Annotated in this window: 10 protein-coding genes; 7 read left to right on the top strand and 3 right to left on the bottom strand. The window is 61.1% G+C overall.

Annotated features, from left to right (window positions below):
• The first annotated feature begins 9 nt into the window (after positions 1-9).
• Positions 10-456, top strand: coding sequence for a DinB family protein (locus J4E00_RS14910; protein ID WP_208175971.1), 447 nt, complete (start codon positions 10-12; stop codon positions 454-456).
• A gap of 18 nt (positions 457-474) precedes the next feature.
• Here J4E00_RS14910 and J4E00_RS14905 read toward each other — a convergent pair whose 3' ends face one another.
• A complete protein-coding gene (locus tag J4E00_RS14905; RefSeq protein WP_208175970.1) occupies positions 475-1701 on the bottom strand; it encodes a T9SS type A sorting domain-containing protein in 1227 nt (408 codons plus the stop codon).
• A gap of 259 nt (positions 1702-1960) precedes the next feature.
• Between J4E00_RS14905 and J4E00_RS14900 the strand changes: the two genes are divergently transcribed.
• The 6 genes from J4E00_RS14900 to J4E00_RS14875 all read left to right on the top strand — a co-directional run bounded on the left by J4E00_RS14900 (position 1961) and on the right by J4E00_RS14875 (position 10220).
• The gene (locus tag J4E00_RS14900; protein WP_208175969.1) at positions 1961-2830 is read left to right on the top strand and encodes a helix-turn-helix transcriptional regulator; all 870 of its coding nucleotides are present in this window, start codon (positions 1961-1963) and stop codon (positions 2828-2830) included.
• Positions 2831-2995: 165 nt separating this feature from the next.
• Complete coding sequence (locus J4E00_RS14895) at positions 2996-3412, top strand: ester cyclase (RefSeq protein WP_208175968.1); 417 nt, start codon at positions 2996-2998, stop codon at positions 3410-3412.
• Between the two features lie 138 nt (positions 3413-3550).
• Positions 3551-4762, top strand: a complete 1212-nt coding sequence (locus J4E00_RS14890) for a helix-turn-helix domain-containing protein (RefSeq protein WP_208175967.1) — start codon at positions 3551-3553, stop codon at positions 4760-4762.
• A 129-nt stretch (positions 4763-4891) separates the two neighbouring features.
• Positions 4892-6034: an acyltransferase family protein gene (locus J4E00_RS14885; RefSeq protein ID WP_208175966.1), complete on the top strand. Its 1143-nt coding sequence runs from the start codon at positions 4892-4894 to the stop codon at positions 6032-6034.
• Between the two features lie 194 nt (positions 6035-6228).
• Positions 6229-8160: a T9SS-dependent choice-of-anchor J family protein gene (locus J4E00_RS14880; protein WP_208175965.1), complete on the top strand. Its 1932-nt coding sequence runs from the start codon at positions 6229-6231 to the stop codon at positions 8158-8160.
• A gap of 512 nt (positions 8161-8672) precedes the next feature.
• Positions 8673-10220, top strand: a complete 1548-nt coding sequence (locus tag J4E00_RS14875) for a family 43 glycosylhydrolase (RefSeq protein ID WP_317196631.1) — start codon at positions 8673-8675, stop codon at positions 10218-10220.
• A gap of 555 nt (positions 10221-10775) precedes the next feature.
• On the opposite strand, the gene J4E00_RS14870 is transcribed toward J4E00_RS14875, so the two are convergent.
• Both J4E00_RS14870 and J4E00_RS14865 read right to left on the bottom strand, forming a co-directional pair.
• On the bottom strand, positions 10776-11423 hold the full coding sequence (locus J4E00_RS14870) for a hypothetical protein (protein WP_208175964.1): 648 nt from the start codon (positions 11421-11423) through the stop codon (positions 10776-10778).
• A 129-nt stretch (positions 11424-11552) separates the two neighbouring features.
• The gene (locus J4E00_RS14865) at positions 11553-17807 is read right to left on the bottom strand and encodes an alpha-2-macroglobulin family protein (RefSeq protein WP_208175963.1); all 6255 of its coding nucleotides are present in this window, start codon (positions 17805-17807) and stop codon (positions 11553-11555) included.
• Positions 17808-17960: the final 153 nt, after the last annotated feature.

The raw sequence follows: 17960 nt of genomic DNA, 5'->3' as shown, positions 1-17960 counted from the left end.
ACGCCTGCCATGCTAGTAGCCATTCTCCAAACCCTTTTCGAGCGCGACCTGAACAAGCTGAAGCTTGAAATTGAATCTTACCGCAGCGAAGACACTATTTGGCGGGTCGAAAAAAGCATCAGCAACTCGGCCGGCAACCTCTGCCTGCACCTGATTGGCAACCTGAACACCTACATCGGGGCCGAACTGGGCGGCAGCGGCTACGTCCGGCACCGGGAGCTGGAATTCTCACGGAAAGACGTTCCCCGCGCCGAGCTGGTGGCCGGCATCGAAGCCACGCGCCTGGTTGTGGGCGCCGCGCTCGCCCAGCTGCCCGATGAGCAGCTGAGCCAGGAATACCCCGTTCAGGTATTCGAAAGCGAGACTTCCACGGCCCATATGCTACTCCACCTAGCCACCCACCTGACCTACCACCTGGGTCAAATCAACTACCACCGCCGGTTATTGGACGCGTAAAACCCACGCCAGCACCCGTTACTGCACCTGCACCCGCACAGTACCGCGCTGGCCATCGCGGGTAGTCGCCTCCACCGAGTACAGCCCCGGCTGCAGGCCGCTCAGCACCGCTGTGGGCTCGCCGGATACGGTGGCCGCGCTGGCTACTTGCCGGCCCACCAGGTCACGCACGATGAGCTGCACCGGCTGCCGGTCACCGGCGAGCGTCAGCGTGAAGCGGCCGGTCGTCACCGGGTTGGGGTAGGCCTGCAACGCCCCCGCTGGCAATTGGCCGGCGCGGGTGCTGGTTACCGTTCCGAGGTTGGCCTCACCCGAATACCAGATGCTGAACCACGGCCGTAGGGTTTGAAAACCGGCATTGCTGTAGAACAGCTGCAAGGCCGGCTGAGCCGAGTTTTCGCGGAAGAAAGCGGTCCGAAACGTGTTGTACTGCCGGCCTTGCTGCATGTTCAGGGTTTCCAGCAGCTGCGCCGGGGCAGGCTGGCTGCCGAGGTACAGGCTATCCGTTTCCTGCATCACGGTGCGCTGCATCAGCACCGGAAACGCGGCTGATGGCCCCATTGCCGTAGGCAGCCGCATGGTACCGTAGCCCACCACGGTATCGGTCTGGGCCACGCGGTGTACCAGGCGCACCGGCGCGGCATTCAGGCCCGAGCCCGGCTCCGTCACGCGCAGCTGCGTCACGGTCCGGTAAGTCATCGCACTGGCCGAGCTGGCCGTCAACGGAAACTGCACCTGGTAAGCCGGGCCCTCGTAGGCCACCTGCTGCGCGGGCACTTCCCAGGTATATGCGGCCGTCGTGTTGGGGCTAGCCAGCTGCCACTGGTCGGCGGCCAGCGTGAAGCCCAGGCGTTGCAGGCCGCTGGGCGTCAGGGCCTCATAGTTTTCTCTGTTGTAAGGGAAGTTGCTGGCTCCCGTAACGTAGTAGCTGATGCCAATAAAGGTATTCTCCGCGTAGCGCCGCGTGGCAGCGCCAAAAGTTGGGCCGCTAGCAGCACCCGGCACCTGGTAGTGTTGCTCCGCTACTGCCGAGTCGGCAACCAAGCTGCTGTAGTCCCACGCCTGGTTTGCCCCTGGCTGCGGCAGTGCAAAGGATGAGGGCACCCGCGTCACTGGCATGTACCGCTCAACGCCACTGGCCGAAGCCGGGAAATTGGCCTGAGTAAGCGTAATCGACTGCGCGCCAGCCGGCGAAGAAAACATCAGCAAAGCCGCAGCCGAGCCCAGTAGCAAGAGGTTTTTCATGGGAAGGAAGAAATGAGATTCTGGCCTCCAAGCGCACCCGCGCCGCCAGTTCCCCCCTGACCGGCCCCTGTCCGCAAACGTTGCATCAATCCTGGCAGCATCGCATATCTCGCAGCAGGTGGCCGTCACAAATCGGCTGCTTCGCCCTATTTGGGCAGATGTAGTAACCCGTGCCCCGTGCCCAAATACCCCAAGCTCCGCATCATCACGCTCCGCCTCGCCCAAACCGAATAATATTGCGCTACCCATCGCCCCCCGCATGACCGTCTTCAATCTTCCCCACGACCTGCTCCCGCCCGGCAGCCCTGCCCCGGGCGACGTTCTCATCCGCAGCTACGCCTCGCAGCAGCCCTCCGTCAAGAACAAGCTGATACTGCACTACCACCTGCTCAACCTGCTCATTGCCGGCCGCAAAACCATTGTGCAGGCCGCCGGCACCGTCACCATCTACCACGACGAAATCCTGCTCATGGCCGCCGGCAACACCCTCACCAGTGAGCTCCTCTCCGACGCCGGCCAGTTTCGCAGCATCCTTATCTACTTCAGCAATCAGGTGCTCGAAGAGTTTCACGTCCGGCACGCCGCCCAACTGCGCCAACCCGGCACCGGGCTCCATTCGCCCCTGGTCACCTTCGCTAAGGATGACTTTATCCGCAACTACATTGAGTCCCTGCGCCTCCTGCTGGCCGGCCCCACGCCTCCCAGCCCCGAAATCCAGCACCTGAAGCTGCAAGAACTGCTCCTCTACCTGCTCCACACCAACCCCGACGCCCTGCGCACCTTCCCACTCCACCCCCACCCCACGCCTTCCGAGCTCACCCTGCGTCAGGTCGTCGAAACCCACCTCACTCAGCCCATCACCGTCGAGGAGCTGGCTTTCCTCAGCCACATGAGCGTGTCCACCTTCCAACGGAAATTCGCTGCCATTTACAGCCTCCCGCCCCAAAAATGGCTCCTGCATCAACGCATGCAGCACGCCGCCGCTCTCCTGCGCCACCAGCACCAGCCCCCCAGCACCGTGTACCAACAGGTAGGCTACGAAAGCCACTCCAGCTTCTCCGAAGCCTTTAAAAAGACCTTCGGCGTGTCCCCCAGCGAGTTCAAGCAGCAAAAGCTGGCGGTAGGATGAGCAAGTTTGTCCCGAAACAAAGCACGCTGTGCTCGTCTGACGTGCTTTCCCTGCCCGACACATTGACCATCCGGCCACACTTTTTGACCAACTTCCGCTAACCCGCCCCCTCCCCCGCCGCCCAATTTTGCAGCATACTTTTTCACCCTCAAAAAAGCTGCTGCCATGAGCACCAACCTCGAAGAAAATAAGGCCATCATTCGCCGCTACAACCACGAAGGCATTGCCCAGGGCAATGTCGATACCCTCGAAGAACTGCTGGCGCCTGACTTCATCAACCACTCGGCCCCTGCCGGCATGGACGCCGGCCGCGGTGGCATGTTCTACTTCTTCCTCCGCATCCTGCAATCCGCCCTCTCCAACCTAGAAGTCGAAATCCTCGACCAAGTAGCCGAAGGCGACAAAGTCACCACCCGCAAAGCCATCACAGGCATCCACACCGGCGAGCTCCTGGGCCTTGCTCCTACCCAAAAGCCCGTCGTCATCAACGTCATCGACATCTACCGCCTGCGCGAAGGCAAATTGACAGCGCACTGGGGCCTCACCACCCTCTCCGATGTAATGGCCCAATTAGCCAGCTAACTACCCCAGGTTATCTACGTCGTAAAAGCCGCCCGCTCCCCCAACCGGAAGCGGGCGGCTTCATTTCTACCCCTCAAGTACATTTACCCCACGCTTAACATCCCATTCCTGGCTCCGGCAAACTCTCTTCGCTTCCGCATGCAGCCCTTTCTCAACCTCTGGTCGGTACTGATTCTGCTGGGCGCCGCCCAGGGGCTGTTCCTGAGCTGGACGTTCTTTTTCTCGCCTCAGGGGGCCCGCCTCTCCAACCGCCTACTGGGCCTGCTGGTGTTCAGCCTAGCTCTGCTCGTCGTCGAGATTCTACTCTGTTACTCCGGCTACATCCAGTTGGCGCCCTTCTTCGTGGGCCTCACCGAGCCGCTCAATTTTGTGGCTTCGCCGCTGTTCTACCTCTACGCGCGCAGCCTCACCGAGCCCGCGTTTCGCTGGCGGCCGCGCTACTTGCTGCTATTCCTGCCCGCCGCCGCGCACGCCGTCTACATGGTTCCCTTCTTCGCCCAGAGCAACGCCTGGAAGCTGCGCACCGTGGCCGAGTCGTTCCACCAGCCGCACCCCGCCGCTCCAGAAGCCATGCACAACTTCTGGTGGTTCGCCACCTACACCCGGTTCTACAGCGTGTTCTACCTGCTGCTGGGCGGCTACCTGCTGTTGTACCTGGGGCTGCAGCTGCGCGTGCTGCTCCGCTACCAACGCCAGCAGGCGGCCCGCCCCGCCGCCCACCAGGTCCCGGTGCTGGGCTGGCTGAAGCGCTTGGGCCTGGGCTTTGGCCTGCTGCTGCTCGTGTATCTGGGTGCCACCACTTACTTCCACCACACTACCGCCGACGTCAACGACGCCGGCGACGTTTGGGTGGCCACTTGCATTGCCGTGCTCTTCTATGGCATGAGTGGCCGGGCCATCAGCCGCTCCACCCTTCTGGCCCTGCAGACTCCGCCCGAAGCACCCGCCACCGAACCTGACGCCCCGCGCCGAAAATATGAAAAAACCGCGCTAAGCTCCGAGACCAGCGCCGAAATCCTCGCCCGCCTCCGCACCCTCATGACCACCGACCAACCCCACCAAAATCCCGACCTTTCCCTCGCCGACCTGGCTGCCCAGTTGCGCCTGCCGCCCCACCACCTCTCCCAGGTCATCAACGAGCAGTGCCAGCAGAACTTCTTCGACTTCATCAACACCTACCGCATCGAAGAAGTAAAACGCCAGCTTCAGCGCCCCGAAACCGCCCACCTCAAGCTGGAAGAAATTGGGTTTGCCGCCGGCTTCAACTCGAAATCGGCCTTCAATGCCGCCTTTAAAAAGAACACCGATACCACTCCCTCACAATTTCGCAAAAACGCATTAGCGCAATAATGCCAACATGTTAACACATTCACAACGTCCCAATTCGCAAGGTAGTACGCCGGGTTTGTGAGGCGTGTCGTGGTTCGGGAAGCCCTCCGGTAGGTTTGAGCATCGATTCACCTACTCCCCTCACCGGCCATGAGCCCAACCACCGTTCTCCCGCTTCCTTCCACCCGCCGCTACGACCTCGACTGGCTCCGAGTTCTCGCCTTTGGGCTGCTCATCCTCTACCATACCGGCCTGGTATTCGTGGGCTGGAACTTTCACATCATGAGCAAGACCACCAGCCCCGCCCTGGAGCTGCCTATGGAATTTCTTAACCAGTGGCGCATGCCCCTGCTGTTTGTAATATCCGGGGTCGGTGTCACCTTCGCCCTGGGCCGCCGCACCGCTGGCCAGTTTGCCGCTGAGCGAGTGCAGCGCCTGCTACTCCCGCTGGTTTTCGGCATGGTCGTCGTCGTGGTGCCGCAGGTCTACTACCAGCGCCTGTCCGAGGGTGCCCACTACACCTCCTTGCTCGATTTCTACCCTCACTACTTCAACGGCGCCGCGCCGAAGGGCAATTTCACTTGGAACCACCTCTGGTTTATTGCCTATCTGCTCCCCTTCTCGCTACTCAGCCTGCCCCTCTTCCTTAAGCTGCGCAGGCCCGCCGGACAGGCCCTCCTCGCCAAGCTCAGCCAGTGGCTGAGCCGGCCCGGAACCGTGCTGGTTTTTGCCTTACCGCTCATCCTCATCCAACTTACGCTCCGCCCCTACTGGCCCGATACCCGCAACCTGGTTTCCGATTGGTTCAACTTCGCTTTCTACCTCACGCTGTTCATCTACGGCTACATCCTCGGCCCCCTGGCCGGCTTCTGGCAAGCTGCCGAGCGGCAACGCTACCTGTTCCTTGCGCTGGGCCTGGCCGCCTTCAGCTTCTACTACTGGGGCGATGACTACTACTATGCCCTCATCGGCAATGCCATCAAGCGCGCCGTACAAGGCCTAAACTGCTGGTGCTGGATACTGGTGTGTGTGGGTTTCGGCCGCCGCTACCTCAACCGCAACTCCCCCCTCCTCCAGCGCGCCAACGAAGCCGTGTTCCCTTTCTACATTCTGCACCAAACCGTCCTCATCGCCCTGGCCTACTACGTGCTACGCTGGCCCGCCACCAACGCAGCCAAATTCCTGCTTATCGCCCTCGGCACCTTCGGCTTCACGCTGCTCCTGTATACTGTGATTCAGCGGTTTTCACTGCTCAGAGTATTGTTTGGCCTCAAATCCAATAGGGCAACCTGATGCACAAAGCAGGCAGGTTTAGTTCTATAGGAAGCCGGCTCTTTGTTCATTTCTCCCGGGTTGCCGGCCTTGTTACTGATAGCCAATGTATGATGCCTTAAAAAAAATTTAACTAATGAGTACACTTCACGCAAAGCATTGGTAATAGCACTTAACTTAGGCGTCATAATCAATTCATTCTCCTCACCACCTGTATGAGAAAACTAGTACTTGTTACCGCCATTGCAGCGCTTGGGACCACGGCCGTCCACGCCCAAAACCGCCTCGCACTGTACGAAGAGTTTTCGGGCGAGAATTGCGCACCCTGCGCTGCCTCCAACCCCGGCCTCAACACCCTGCTCGCCGCTGGCACCAACCCCTCAAAGGTGCTGCTGATTAAGTACCAGAGCCCCATCCCATCGGCTGGCCCCATCTACAACGCTTACACCACCGTCACCAACGCCCGCCTGTCGTATTACAGCGTGCCCTTCGCCCCCTACGGCCGCCTCGACGGCACCATACAGGGCGTGGGCACTACCAGCCCCGGTCACGTCAACTACCTTACCCAAGCGGACATTGATAACGCGTCGAATCTCGCGGCCCCGTTCAGTGCCACCGTAGCGCACCAGTGGACTGCCAACGGCGACTCGGTACGGGCTACTATCAACCTCTCTGCGTTGCAAGCCTACGCTCCAGCCGGTGCCAACCTCAAGTTGCGCGTGGCCCTTATTGAGCACCTGCGCTATGCCACTGCCCCCGGCACCAACGGCGAAACCGAGTTTCACAACGTGGTGCGCGAAATGTACCCCAACGCCGCTGGTACTCAGCTTTCCAACGCCTGGACGGCCGGCCAGACCCAAACCATCACCCTCAAAGGCCGCGTACCATCTTACGTAGACAAAGCTGCGGCCAATGAAACCCGTCTGGTCGTTTGGATTCAGAACGACACTGATAAGTCGATTGCTTTTGCCATGCCCTCTACCTATGTAGCCGTGCCCCTTGACATGGGTGCTACACAGGTAAGCCTGCCCTCGGCTCTCACCTGCGCCGCTGGCTCAGCCTCCGTTACGCCCTCGCTGACACTGAAGAATACGGGTACTACCACCGTTACCTCGGCCCGGATTTACTACAAGGTCGACGCCACCGCCTGGCTCACTTACAACTGGACGGGCTCGCTGGCCGCTAATGCTACTGCGGCCGTCGCCATGCCTGCACTGACCGTAACCCCCGGCTCGCACGTCATCGCCGACTCCGTGGCCCTGCCCAATGGCACTGTAGATGTGAACGGCGGCAACAATAAAATTACTGCCAGCATTGTGGTGTATAACAACGCTGGTACCGCGCTGCCCCTGTCCACCGGCTTTGAGAATGGCGGTGCCCTGCCCACCAACTGGATTCTGTTCGACGCCAACGCCAATAACAGCAACTGGCTCCTGACCCGCAGCAACACTGCAAACATTGGCCACAACAACAGCACTTACCTGCTCTATCACAACAACTTCGACTACCCTTCGGGCGAAGCTAACTACGCCATTCTACCCGCCGCCGTGCTACCTACCAGCGGCACCAAAACCCTGGAATTCTGGCAGGCTTATGCTCAGTACGCCACCGAGCAGGACCGCCTCGAAGTAGTATACTCCACTAACTGCGGCACTACCTGGACTTCGATATGGAACCTGGCCGGGGCCAATCTGGCCACTGCCCCCGCTACCATCACCCGCTTTTTGCCCACCCAGTCGCAGTGGCTCCTGCGCACCGTCGACGTAACGGCCGTGCCGGCCGGTGCTATGCTTGCCCTGCGCGCCACCAGCAACTATGGCAATAGCCTCTTCGTTGATGATATCACCTTGCGTGCCACCAACACCACGGCCGTGACCAACGTGGTGGCTGCTACCGGCACTACCCTAGCTCCCAACCCCGCCGCCGACCGCACCGACCTATCGTTCGAGTTGCTCAAGTCCTCAGCTGTGCGTGTTGATGTAATCGACGCCATCGGCCGCATTGTTGCCACGCCGGCCAACGCGAATATGGCAGCCGGCGTGCAGCACGTTGCCATCAACACCGCTGCCCTCAGCGGCGGTGTATATAGCGTAACCATCCGGACCGCCGAAGGCAGTGTTACCAAACACCTCTCCGTAGTGCACTAACCATTTAAGAATATTTAGGAAAAGAGCCTCCTTTTGGGAGGCTCTTTTTATTTCCAGTTCTAGCAATAAACCACAGACATGTGCCTTATGAGGGGTGGTCTCTCAATATTCAAGGTATTGGCGGGCAAAAGCCCTTTGCAAGGGCAATTCACGTTGCCGTCAACTCAAATTAATAAACAATCTACTTTCTTGCCATAGTCAAATTTTACCTGACTCTAGCACTCCTCACAAAGGAAGGTTGGCCTGAATTCTGCATTGCTACCTACGTGGACACACTACACCCAAATATGGCTTTCAGCACATATTAGAAGCTTGTTTTACCAGCAGCCACCTTACACTCCCTCGGCAAGCCTGGGCCGGTGCAATGGTTTATTCACCGATTATTTCTGCACGTTCATCTGAAAAAATCACATTTCACCCCCAATAGTTATTCCAAACCCCTACCTTTAACATAGAAAGCTTTTCACCAGTCAGCTGGCTTTCTTTTTCTATCCTCCTTGTACCCTCCCACCGTGTCCATCGAACTAGAACATTTGGCCCATTTGGCCATTTCGCATGTTTCGCCTGCCGAAACTGCTCCCGCCCGCACTTCCTACGACCATGTCGTACTGCCTGGCGATTTCCCTGACCCCACCATCACGAAAATAGGTGATACCTATTGGGCCAGTGCCACTTCCGCCGAGTGGGGTGCTGTGTTTCCCATCTTCTCCTCCAAAAACCTGCTTGATTGGGAGCTGGTCGGCCACATCTTCCCCGAGAAGCTGCCCGACTGGGCCAGCTCCAACTTCTGGGCGCCGGAGTTTCATTACGAAAATGGCCGCACCTACCTGTATTATACTGCCCGTAGCAAGCAGGGCGGCATGCTGTGCGTAGCCGTAGCCAGCGCCGACCACCCCGCCGGCCCCTACCATGACCACGGTCCCTTGGTAGGCCAGGAAGCCGGCTCCATCGACGGCTTTGCCATGCCCGATGAAAACGGCGACCTCTTCCTCATCTGGAAAGAGGACGGCAATTCCTGCCAGCAGGAAACCCCCATCTGGGCTCAGCGCCTGAACGACGAGCGCACTGCCCTCATCGGCGAGGCCACCGAGCTGTTTACCAACGACGTGCGTTGGGAAGGGCCGCTGGTGGAAGGCTCGGCGCTGGTGCGCCACGGCGGCTGGTACTACATGTTCTACGCTGGTAACAGCTGCTGCGGCAAGGGCTGTAACTATGCCACTGGCGTAGCCCGCTCCCGCAACCTGCTGGGTCCTTGGGAAAAGCATCAGCAGAATCCCATCCTCGACCGCAACGATGTGTGGAAGTGCCCCGGCCACGGCACCGTGACCGAAATGGATGGCCGCTGGTTCCTGCTGCATCATGCCTACGCGGCCGAAAGCCACGAATTCGTAGGCCGCCAGGGCCTCCTCAGCGAGTTCACCTGGAATGCACAGGAGTGGCCTGAGTTCGTGAACCGCAGCCCCCAGGCCCCGGCGCTCGCCGACATGACTCAGTTCAACATCACGGATGAGTTTGAGGGCGAAGCCCTTGGCCTGGCTTGGCAGTGGCCCATCACGGCACCCAAGCCTACTACTACCGTGCGCCACGGCCAGTTGCACCTCACCGCCGGGGCCTCGCGCCTCGGCACCATCATTGCCCGCCGCACCCACGCCGCCACCTATAAAGCCGCTACCACCCTCGACTTCACCAACCTGCCCGTTGACACTTTCGCCGGCCTTGCTGCCGTGGGTGACCCTTACAACGCTCTGGCGCTCATGGCAGGCAATGGTCAGGTGCAAATCTGGCACGTGAAGAGTGGCAAGCAGCAGTGCCTCGCTCAAGCCTACGTTGAGCCCTGTGACACCCTTACGCTCCGTCTCGAAGTGTGGGGCGGCCAGCGCTACCGCTTCGCCTACAGCACCGACGGCGCCACCTGGCAGCCCCTGCCCACCGAGAGCTTCACCCTCAACGGTACTTACCTCCCGCCATGGGACCGCGGCGTGCGCGTAGCCCTCATCGCCCAAGGTGCCGAACACACAACGGCCACATTCAACAACTTCATCGTCCTCAACAAGCGGTAGTTTGAATGCGCGCTGTTGACAGGTTGCCTCTCCTTCTGTCATACTGAGCGCAGTAAAGAATCTTGCCACCGATGACCCCGCTTTGAAGTAGCCGTGATGCGGCGACAGAGCTGTAGCGAATCACCATCTCACTTATTTAAAATCCGCGTAGCAGTGACAGAACCAGCTGGTAATCTGTCACTGCTACGCGGATTTTTTCCTCATGCAGGCAACTCTTGCCGCGAGGAGGCTGCGCCACACTTGCGCCCCACAATTTGGAGTAATCGGCGCAGCCTTGGTAGGGGCATTATTATCTGTACCGCACTTCGGTATGCAAGCTTAAAGCAGTTTCGCATTCAATGGTAGCGCGAACTTTCAGTTCGCGTCCCTGCGCCGCTTGGCAGTCATTCCAAGACGCGAACTGAAAGTTCGCGCTACTAGCTACTGATGCGAAACTGCTCTAGGATGATAGCTAGGGCACATGCTGCGTTACGACCAACAGCCCGCAGCCCCATAAACCAACAAGGCCCGACACAGTAGTGTCGGGCCTTGTTGGTTTATGCTTTAAAGCGTTGCTTAGCGGCGCTTCTTAGTTTTGCTCTTCGACTTCGAAGGGGTGCTTTTCTTAGTGGCTTTGTGGGTAGTGCTCTTCTTGCTGCTGCTTTTCTTAGCGCTGCTCTTGGCCTTGTTGGCCTTCACTTTGCTTTTGCTGGTATGCGAGGCCGATTTAGCTTTTGTTTTGGACTTGGTCGACTTCGATTTACTGCTGTGCGAAGTAGTCTTATGGGACTTGGACTTGCTGCTGTGGCTGCGAGCCGAGTGGTGGCGGGCGGCGCGGCGGGCTTCGGCACGAGCCTCGGCTCTGGCTTCGGCGCGGGCCTCTTCGCGACGGGCGGCGGCGCGGCGGGCAGCTAGTGCCTCGGCGTGGCGGGCTTCGTAGCTGCGGGCGGTGCGGGCCGTGAGGGCGGCCTCATCAGTGGCCTCGGAATAGTGAGCGGTAGCGTCCGTTTCAGGGGCTGCGGTGTTGTCATCGGCGGCTACTTTTGGCGCTTCGGTTACGATTTTCTTGCGACGCACCGGCATCAGAAAATCACGTTCGGCCCGCTCGCGGAGGCTAAGGTTTTCCTCGCCGGGAAGCTTGGTTACGGGGGTCTGTTTCTCAGTTTGGGCTTGAGCACCACCCCAGGTCAGGAGCAGTGTTAAAAGGACAAATAGATGCTTCATAGACGAATAATGTAATACCGACAGAAGACAAAGCTACATCCCACCCCGTTTAAATGCAAGGCAAAAGCGGTTTTAAACGCTATAGGGGCCATTCCTGGGGCTCAGAGGCCTGATTTTGCCTACGAGCGGCTACGGTGCTACCCGTAGCCGCACTCCAGCCGAGTGCGCTCCAAATTCGGGAGCGTACAAGCACTGTACTTGGCTAAGTCCCCCCGAAAAGTCGCCGGCTTGGCTGGCTCGTAAACGGTATTCGAAAACGTGGGTACCGCGCGGTACTTCGCCCAGGAAGAAGTTGGTGGCCGCGTCGCGGGGCGACTCGTAGTAGCCCAAGCCATTCTGGTAGCGGTAGCCGCTGGTTTGGGCAATGGGTTCCAGGCCGGCGGCGCGCTGGTCTTTGAGGTGCACATATTCCAGGGCGCGGTCGGTGCGGAGCACGAGGCGCACCACCAGCGCATCCCCGATTTTCAGGGGCGACGCGGAGGTGAGCTTTTCCAGCACCGGGCCGCTGGCGGTGCGGGTTTCGCGGTACAGCTCGCGCTCCAGGCTGAGCGAGGTGGTGGCCGACGTCACCTTGTCGATGTCTTCGAAATACTGCCAGTAGAGCGCCCCCCAGGCCACGCCCGCGTCGGGCTTGGTGAGGGTGACTTTGCCCTGCGCGGGCTGGATTTCGGCAGCGGCCCAGGCGGTTTTGAAGTAGCCGGTACCGGCCTGCGCCGCTTCGGGCTTGACAAGCTGACCGCCGACGGTGACTTGCAGGGGCTGGGTGGGGGCCAGCCAGTCGGAGCCGCGCAGCAGCAGGGCGTAGCAGGCATCGGCGGTGGCGCGGGTGCTTTCCCAGCTGTGGGTTTGCTTTTGCTTGAGCAGCCAGAGCTTCATCTCATCGACGGATTTCTGGTCCTGCTTCACTTCATCGAAGGCTTCGATGAGGGTGGCCTGGGTTTCGGTGGGGGCTTCGCGCCAGTAGTAGCCGCCGCGCACTTCCTTCCAGTACATGCCCAGCTCGGGCGAGTGCAGAGCGTTTTCGGCCAAGGCGCGCAGGACTTCGGCCGCGGCAGTAGCCTTGGCATCGTGGCGGAACAGGGCCAGGGCAACCTGGGCTTGCAGGTAGCGCGTCTGGGCGGGCCAGTACTTGGCGGCCTGCCCGCGGTAGTAGGCATACGCATCCTTCGCGGCCGATGCTTCGGGCTGCTGCGACCAGAAGCTGCGGGCGTAGAGGGCCTGGATGTGCTGGTCGCCGAGGTGGTTGTCGGTCAGCTTGATGCCTTTGATTTTGCGCAGCTCGCGGTAGTCGTCGGCCAGCTCGGCATCGAGGTAGCGCAGGGCTTGCTGCAAAATGGCCTGGGCGGTGGCATCCTGGCTGGCATCGAAGGCACCCAGCCGTTTCAGCTTGCCAAAACCGGCCACGATGAGCTGGGTAATGTACCGGTCCTCGGGCATCTTCTCGAACCACGGGAAAGCGCCGTTATCCAGCTGCATGCGCTGGAGCTTGAGCAGGGCGCGGCTGGTTTCGGCCTGCAGGCGGGGCTCGTCGAACAGCTCGGTGAGGCGGGCCAGGCGAGCGGCTTCGCCCTGGGCATCGCGCACCCAGGGCGTTTCCTGCAGCAGCAGGTTTTTCAGCTCCTGATTTTGGGCCAGCTTGCTTTCGAGGGCGTTTTTCTGGGCGGCGGTGCCGTTTTGGGCCTGGCGCGTCCACTCGGCCAGAATGGTTTTGAAGCGGGGATTGGACTTGAGAATCTGGGCGGCCAGCAGGTTGGCGTAGAGGCGGCTGAAGGTTTGCTCGGAGCACTCGTAGGGGTACTCCATGAGATAGGGCAGGCTCTGCACGGCGTACCAGGCGGGGTTGGCCGTCATTTCCAGCGTGAGGCTGTAGTTGCGCCGCGTGGGGCTGCTGGTACTGGTGAGCTTGCTCAGCTCAAAGGTTCGGCTGCCGGGCCCCACGATGGGCAGCGGCAGGCTCTCGGTGAGCAGAATGCGGTTGGGCAGCACGGGCAGGGTGTTTTCCTCGCCGTCGGAGTACGAAACCGACCCTCCGAGGTCCGGTTTCGACCCTTTGCCGGCCAAAACCGACCCTTCGAGGTCCGGTTTTGCTTCTCCGAGGTCCGCTTTCGAGCCTTTGTGCTTCAACTTAGACCCTTTGCGCTCCGATTTCGACCCTTCAAGGCCCGAAACCGTTCCTCCGAGGGCCGAAACCACCACCCGGTACGTCACCGCAGCCGGCGCAAAGTCACTGGGCAGGCTGATTTCCCAGCCTAAGGCGGCACTCTGGTGCGCGGCGGCGGATACGGGCTGCTGCGCCGGGCCCTTCAGCAATTGACTGGTGATATCCTGGCCGGTGGCGGCGTCGAGCAGCACAAGCTGGGCGGTGCCGCTGGTGGCGTGGTCGGTCAGGTTCGAGAACTTGGCGGGAAAGGTGAAGGTGTCGCCCTGCCGGAAGAAGCGCGGCGCATTGGGCGTAATCTGAACTTCCTTCTGCGTGACGAGCTGCCGGGCCAGCTGGCCGCTGTGCAGGCTTTTGTCGTGGGCCAGGGCCAGCAGCTGCCAGCGCGTCACGGCTTCGGGCATCTGAAATTCGAGCACCACGTCGCCGTTTTTGTCGGTGCGCAGGGCAGGCTGCCACAGGGCCGTTTCGCGGAAATCGGTGCGGGTGGGCACGGCAGTCAGGTCAGGCGCGGCGGGCTTTTTGGTGCTGACATCATCACTACGTCCAGACAAAACCTGCACTTCTCCATTGGTCCTAGCGTCCATTGCAGCCGAAGCCATTGGCGCCGCGGCCATTGGCGGAGCAGGCATGGCCAGGTTACCACCAATCGCCTGTTCATATAGCGCAGAGCCCTGCTTTGGACTGGCCATTCGACGCATGACCCGCCCCGGGCCACCGCCGTACCCGACCAAACCTCCCCTGCTCCCAATGCCCCAGGTGTTCAAGTCCGGGTATTCAATACCCGACAAGCCATCGGAATATTCCGGCGCAAGCAGCACCTCCGAATTCATCTCTCCAAACTGGCCCTGCCAGCCAAAATGCATCGGATGATACCCCCCGCCAAACGCCAGCCCCAGGAAGCTGTGCGGCCGGAATACGTCTAGGCTTTGGTCGTAGAGGGTGGCCAGCAGCTCGGCATCGGCGGGTTTGCCGTTGGCCTGATGAATGGTCACGCGCCAGGTTTCCTTCTGGCCGGGCTGGAGCTTGTCGCGGAAAGTGGCGATGGAGAGCTGGAGCGGCTGCGGCTGCTCGGCCACCTCCACGGTGGCATCGTGGCGGTAGAGGTGGTTGTCGCGCACCTGCGTGGTGTGGATGTAGAGCGGGCCCACGGCGGTGGCTTCGCCGCTTTCGATGCTGAGGCGGCGCTGCTCGTTGGCTTGCAGCGTCAGCCATTCGCGGCGCAGCAGCACGCCTTCGCGCTCCACTTCCAGCAGGATGTGCGCGCCGGCTTCGCTGCTGCCCAGCAATACGCTGGTGGGCTGGCCGGGGGCCACGGTGTCGGCCAGGGCCACAAACCAATCGGGCGTGGCGTAGGGCACTGTGGCAGCCTGCGAGTCGTAGAGGTCGAAATCGTGCGTGGCGCGGGCGGAGGTATCGGCCCCGGCAGCTTGCGCTTCGAGGCGGTAACGGCCCGTGGGCAGGGCGGCCAGCGCCGCTTTTAGGTCGAGCGCCGGACCATTTTTCGTATCGAAGGGCAGCGTTTTCAGCAGCTCGGCCGGCAGTTCGGTTTCGGCGGAAATGACCGGGGCACCGGCCACGCCGAGCGGATTGGGACGGTACTTGCGGGCCAGCAGGCGCAGGGTGCCAGCAGCCGTCAGGGGCTCGCCGGTGGCGTTGGTGCTCAGGAGCGTGAACGTGGGCAGGTGCTGCTTATCCACTTCGCCCGGCCCTACCAGGCGCAGGCTGAGCGGGTTGCGGCCAATGGGCACGCTGCGGGTGCCGGTGCGGGTTTCGCCGGCCGCATCGGTCACGTCGGCCGTGATTTCGAACAGATAGCCCGGCTCCCAGCCGCGTCGGCTCCCAGCCTTCGTGGGCACCAGTGGCGGCGTGAACGTGAGGCTGAACCGACCCTCGGCATCGGTGGTGGTGGTGCCGTGGGCAATTTCCTGGTTTCCCTGGCCGGGGTTGTAAGTGCGCCGGCTAAATCCATAGTCAAACATGGGCCACAGCTCGCGGCGCGTCATGCGGTAGCTCACCGTAGCACCGTCGGTGGCCTGGCCAGCGTAGGCACGGGCGTGGCCGTTGAGGGTGAGCGGCTGGCCCAGCTGCGGCCGGCCGGGCACCGAGTCGATGGTAACGAGGAAGGTGGGCCGCTTGTAGTCTTCCACCGCAAAGCTGAGGCTGCCGTGGTCGGTTTGCAGGCTCATTTGGCCGTTTAGCAAGCCCGTGGGCAGCACCAGCGAGCCGTTGAAGCTGCCAAACTCGGAAGTGGTGAACGGCAGCGTCTGCACAGTCTGGCCGTTCACGTCCACCAGCCGCACGCTCACCGATTGGCCGGTCAGGAGGCTGGATTTGGAACGCAGGGTTTCGGTCAGAATGCCTTTGAAATACAGGGTCTGGCCGGGGCGGTAAATGGCGCGGTCGGTGAAGAGGAAGGTGCGGCGTTGGGCCTGTTCTGCACCGTTGCGGCTGGGCTGGTAATAGCCGTTGATGTTGGTTAGCCGCAACGTGTCTTGTCCCCGCCAGATGTGCACGCTTGTCAGCTGCTCGTTGTTCCTCTGCCCGTTATTGGGCGCGGGCAGCTTCATTTCGCCTTCCGCGTTTGTTGTCACAGTTGCGCCTACCCGCGTTACTTGCTTGCGGGCTTTCTGGTCGTAATGACTGTAGATTGGCTGGCCTTGCACCTTGGCCAGCGCGGTGCCATTCTGACGATGCAGCACCAGCAGCTGGGTCGCCGGGTCATTGAATTCGTGTCGGTTCACGGCGCTCAGCTCGCTTGCGCCCACAAAGCCGTAGCTCGTCATCGCGCCAGTCTGCGGCGTCGTTGGCTTCTCGGCCTGGTTGCTGATGATGACCAAGTAGTAGCCGATGGGCAGCACCGCGCCCGCCACGGCAAACTTCTGCTCTTTATAATCCTGCGGATGCGTGGGCACCGGCACTGTCCAAGTTGCTGCCGGTGCAGCTTTTAAAGCACGGGCGTAACGCTGCACGACGGTGCGCTCTTTCTCATCATACTCACCCGATTGTTCCCACTCTTTCAGCGAAATGCGGTAGGCCCAGGCGTGCAGGCCCGTCACGTTGCGAGCCGTCATGTCTAGTCGCCAGGGTTGGTTGGGCACCACAATATCAGCCGCCGTAAACGCCACTTCGGGCTGCTCCAGCTGCTCACGCAGCTGCCGGGCCCGCGCCGCGCCGCGCGACTTCGGAAACCGGGCCTCGGCCTCCCGTGCCAGGCGCACGGCGGCCACGTTGTCGCCGGCCTCCCGCTCAACTTCGGCCCGCCGCACCATAAGCTCCGTGCTGATGGGCAGGGCCTTATATGTTTCGGCCAGGCGCGTCAGGGCCGGCTCGTACTGCGTGCCCAAATCAGTATGCTGCGTCAGGCTGTGCAGGTAGTCCATGCGCTGCAGGTCCACGTCGGCCAGCGCAGCCAGGTTGGGCGGCGTCTGCTGCTGGCGCGAGGCCGTGAGGCGCTGCAACAGGTGCAGTGCGTGCAGCTGGCCATTGAGCGAGTCGGCATCGGAGGCGAGCAGGCGCAACTCGGCAAACGTGGCAGCATCGCCAAACAGCTGGGGCTCCGTGAGCTGGAACTGCTGCTCGGGCTTAGTCACGTACAGTTCCTGGTTTTTCAGGCCTTCGATGGCGCGCTGGGCCAGCAGGTCATACAGGGTAGGCCGCAGGGCGCGGCCTTCGGCATTGCCTCCCACAGCTAGGTCGCCGAGGTCAGCCAGGGTGGTTTTCAGCTGCTTTTGGGGCTCATCTTCCACCGACTGGTAGTAGTGCCGCACAATGGCAGCGCCCAGCCGGCCCATGTCCCAGGTAGCGAGGCCGGTGCCGCCATCGGCCTCGGTGTTGCCGTCGGCCGGAGTAGGTTTGGCCCCGGCCGTGCGCTGGTAGAGGCGGTAGCGGTTTTGGTTGAGGTATTTAGTGTATTCCTCAGCCAGCAGCGAGTGTAGGATGGGCCGGGCCGGGAAACTGGCCGTTTTCACTTCAGTTTCCAGCAGGCCAATGGCTTTCTCGGTCTCGTCTTCCTCCTTGGCTTGCAGCAGGCGGATTTTGTAGAGTAGCGCCCGCACGTAGGCCGGGCTGTTGCCTTCCTTTTTGGCCTGCTGGTAGAGGCGCTCCACCAGCGGCGCGGCAGTGGCGGTCTGGTCCTTTTTGAGCAGCTCATCAATCTTCTTCCATTGGGCGGCGTAGGGGCCGGACGGCGGGGCGGGGGCAGCGGAGTCAGAAGTAAAAATCATAGTGAGCAGCAAGAAGGAAAGGAGGAACAAACGCATAGGCAGGACGGGCACAAGGCCGGGTTGGAGACCTAAAGATGCCCGGTGCAGTTTTATTGCACACGTCCACCCTGCTTTTCACACCGCTACCTGACTCGGGAAGGAAGGCAGCATCTT

Origin of the sequence: Hymenobacter negativus, assembly GCF_017571495.1 — a bacterium.
Taxonomy (GTDB): Bacteria; Bacteroidota; Bacteroidia; order Cytophagales; family Hymenobacteraceae; genus Hymenobacter; species Hymenobacter negativus.
The sequence above is the reverse complement of the archived record's forward strand: the minus strand, read 5'-3'. Positions and strand labels throughout refer to the sequence as shown.

Coding starts and splice junctions, on each gene's coding strand:
- J4E00_RS14910 (WP_208175971.1), top strand. CDS start 10: ATGCTAGTAGCCATTCTCCAAACCCTTTTCGAGCGCGACCTGAACAAG.
- J4E00_RS14905 (WP_208175970.1), bottom strand. CDS start 1,701: ATGAAAAACCTCTTGCTACTGGGCTCGGCTGCGGCTTTGCTGATGTTT.
- J4E00_RS14900 (WP_208175969.1), top strand. CDS start 1,961: ATGACCGTCTTCAATCTTCCCCACGACCTGCTCCCGCCCGGCAGCCCT.
- J4E00_RS14895 (WP_208175968.1), top strand. CDS start 2,996: ATGAGCACCAACCTCGAAGAAAATAAGGCCATCATTCGCCGCTACAAC.
- J4E00_RS14890 (WP_208175967.1), top strand. CDS start 3,551: ATGCAGCCCTTTCTCAACCTCTGGTCGGTACTGATTCTGCTGGGCGCC.
- J4E00_RS14885 (WP_208175966.1), top strand. CDS start 4,892: ATGAGCCCAACCACCGTTCTCCCGCTTCCTTCCACCCGCCGCTACGAC.
- J4E00_RS14880 (WP_208175965.1), top strand. CDS start 6,229: ATGAGAAAACTAGTACTTGTTACCGCCATTGCAGCGCTTGGGACCACG.
- J4E00_RS14870 (WP_208175964.1), bottom strand. CDS start 11,423: ATGAAGCATCTATTTGTCCTTTTAACACTGCTCCTGACCTGGGGTGGT.
- J4E00_RS14865 (WP_208175963.1), bottom strand. CDS start 17,807: ATGATTTTTACTTCTGACTCCGCTGCCCCCGCCCCGCCGTCCGGCCCC.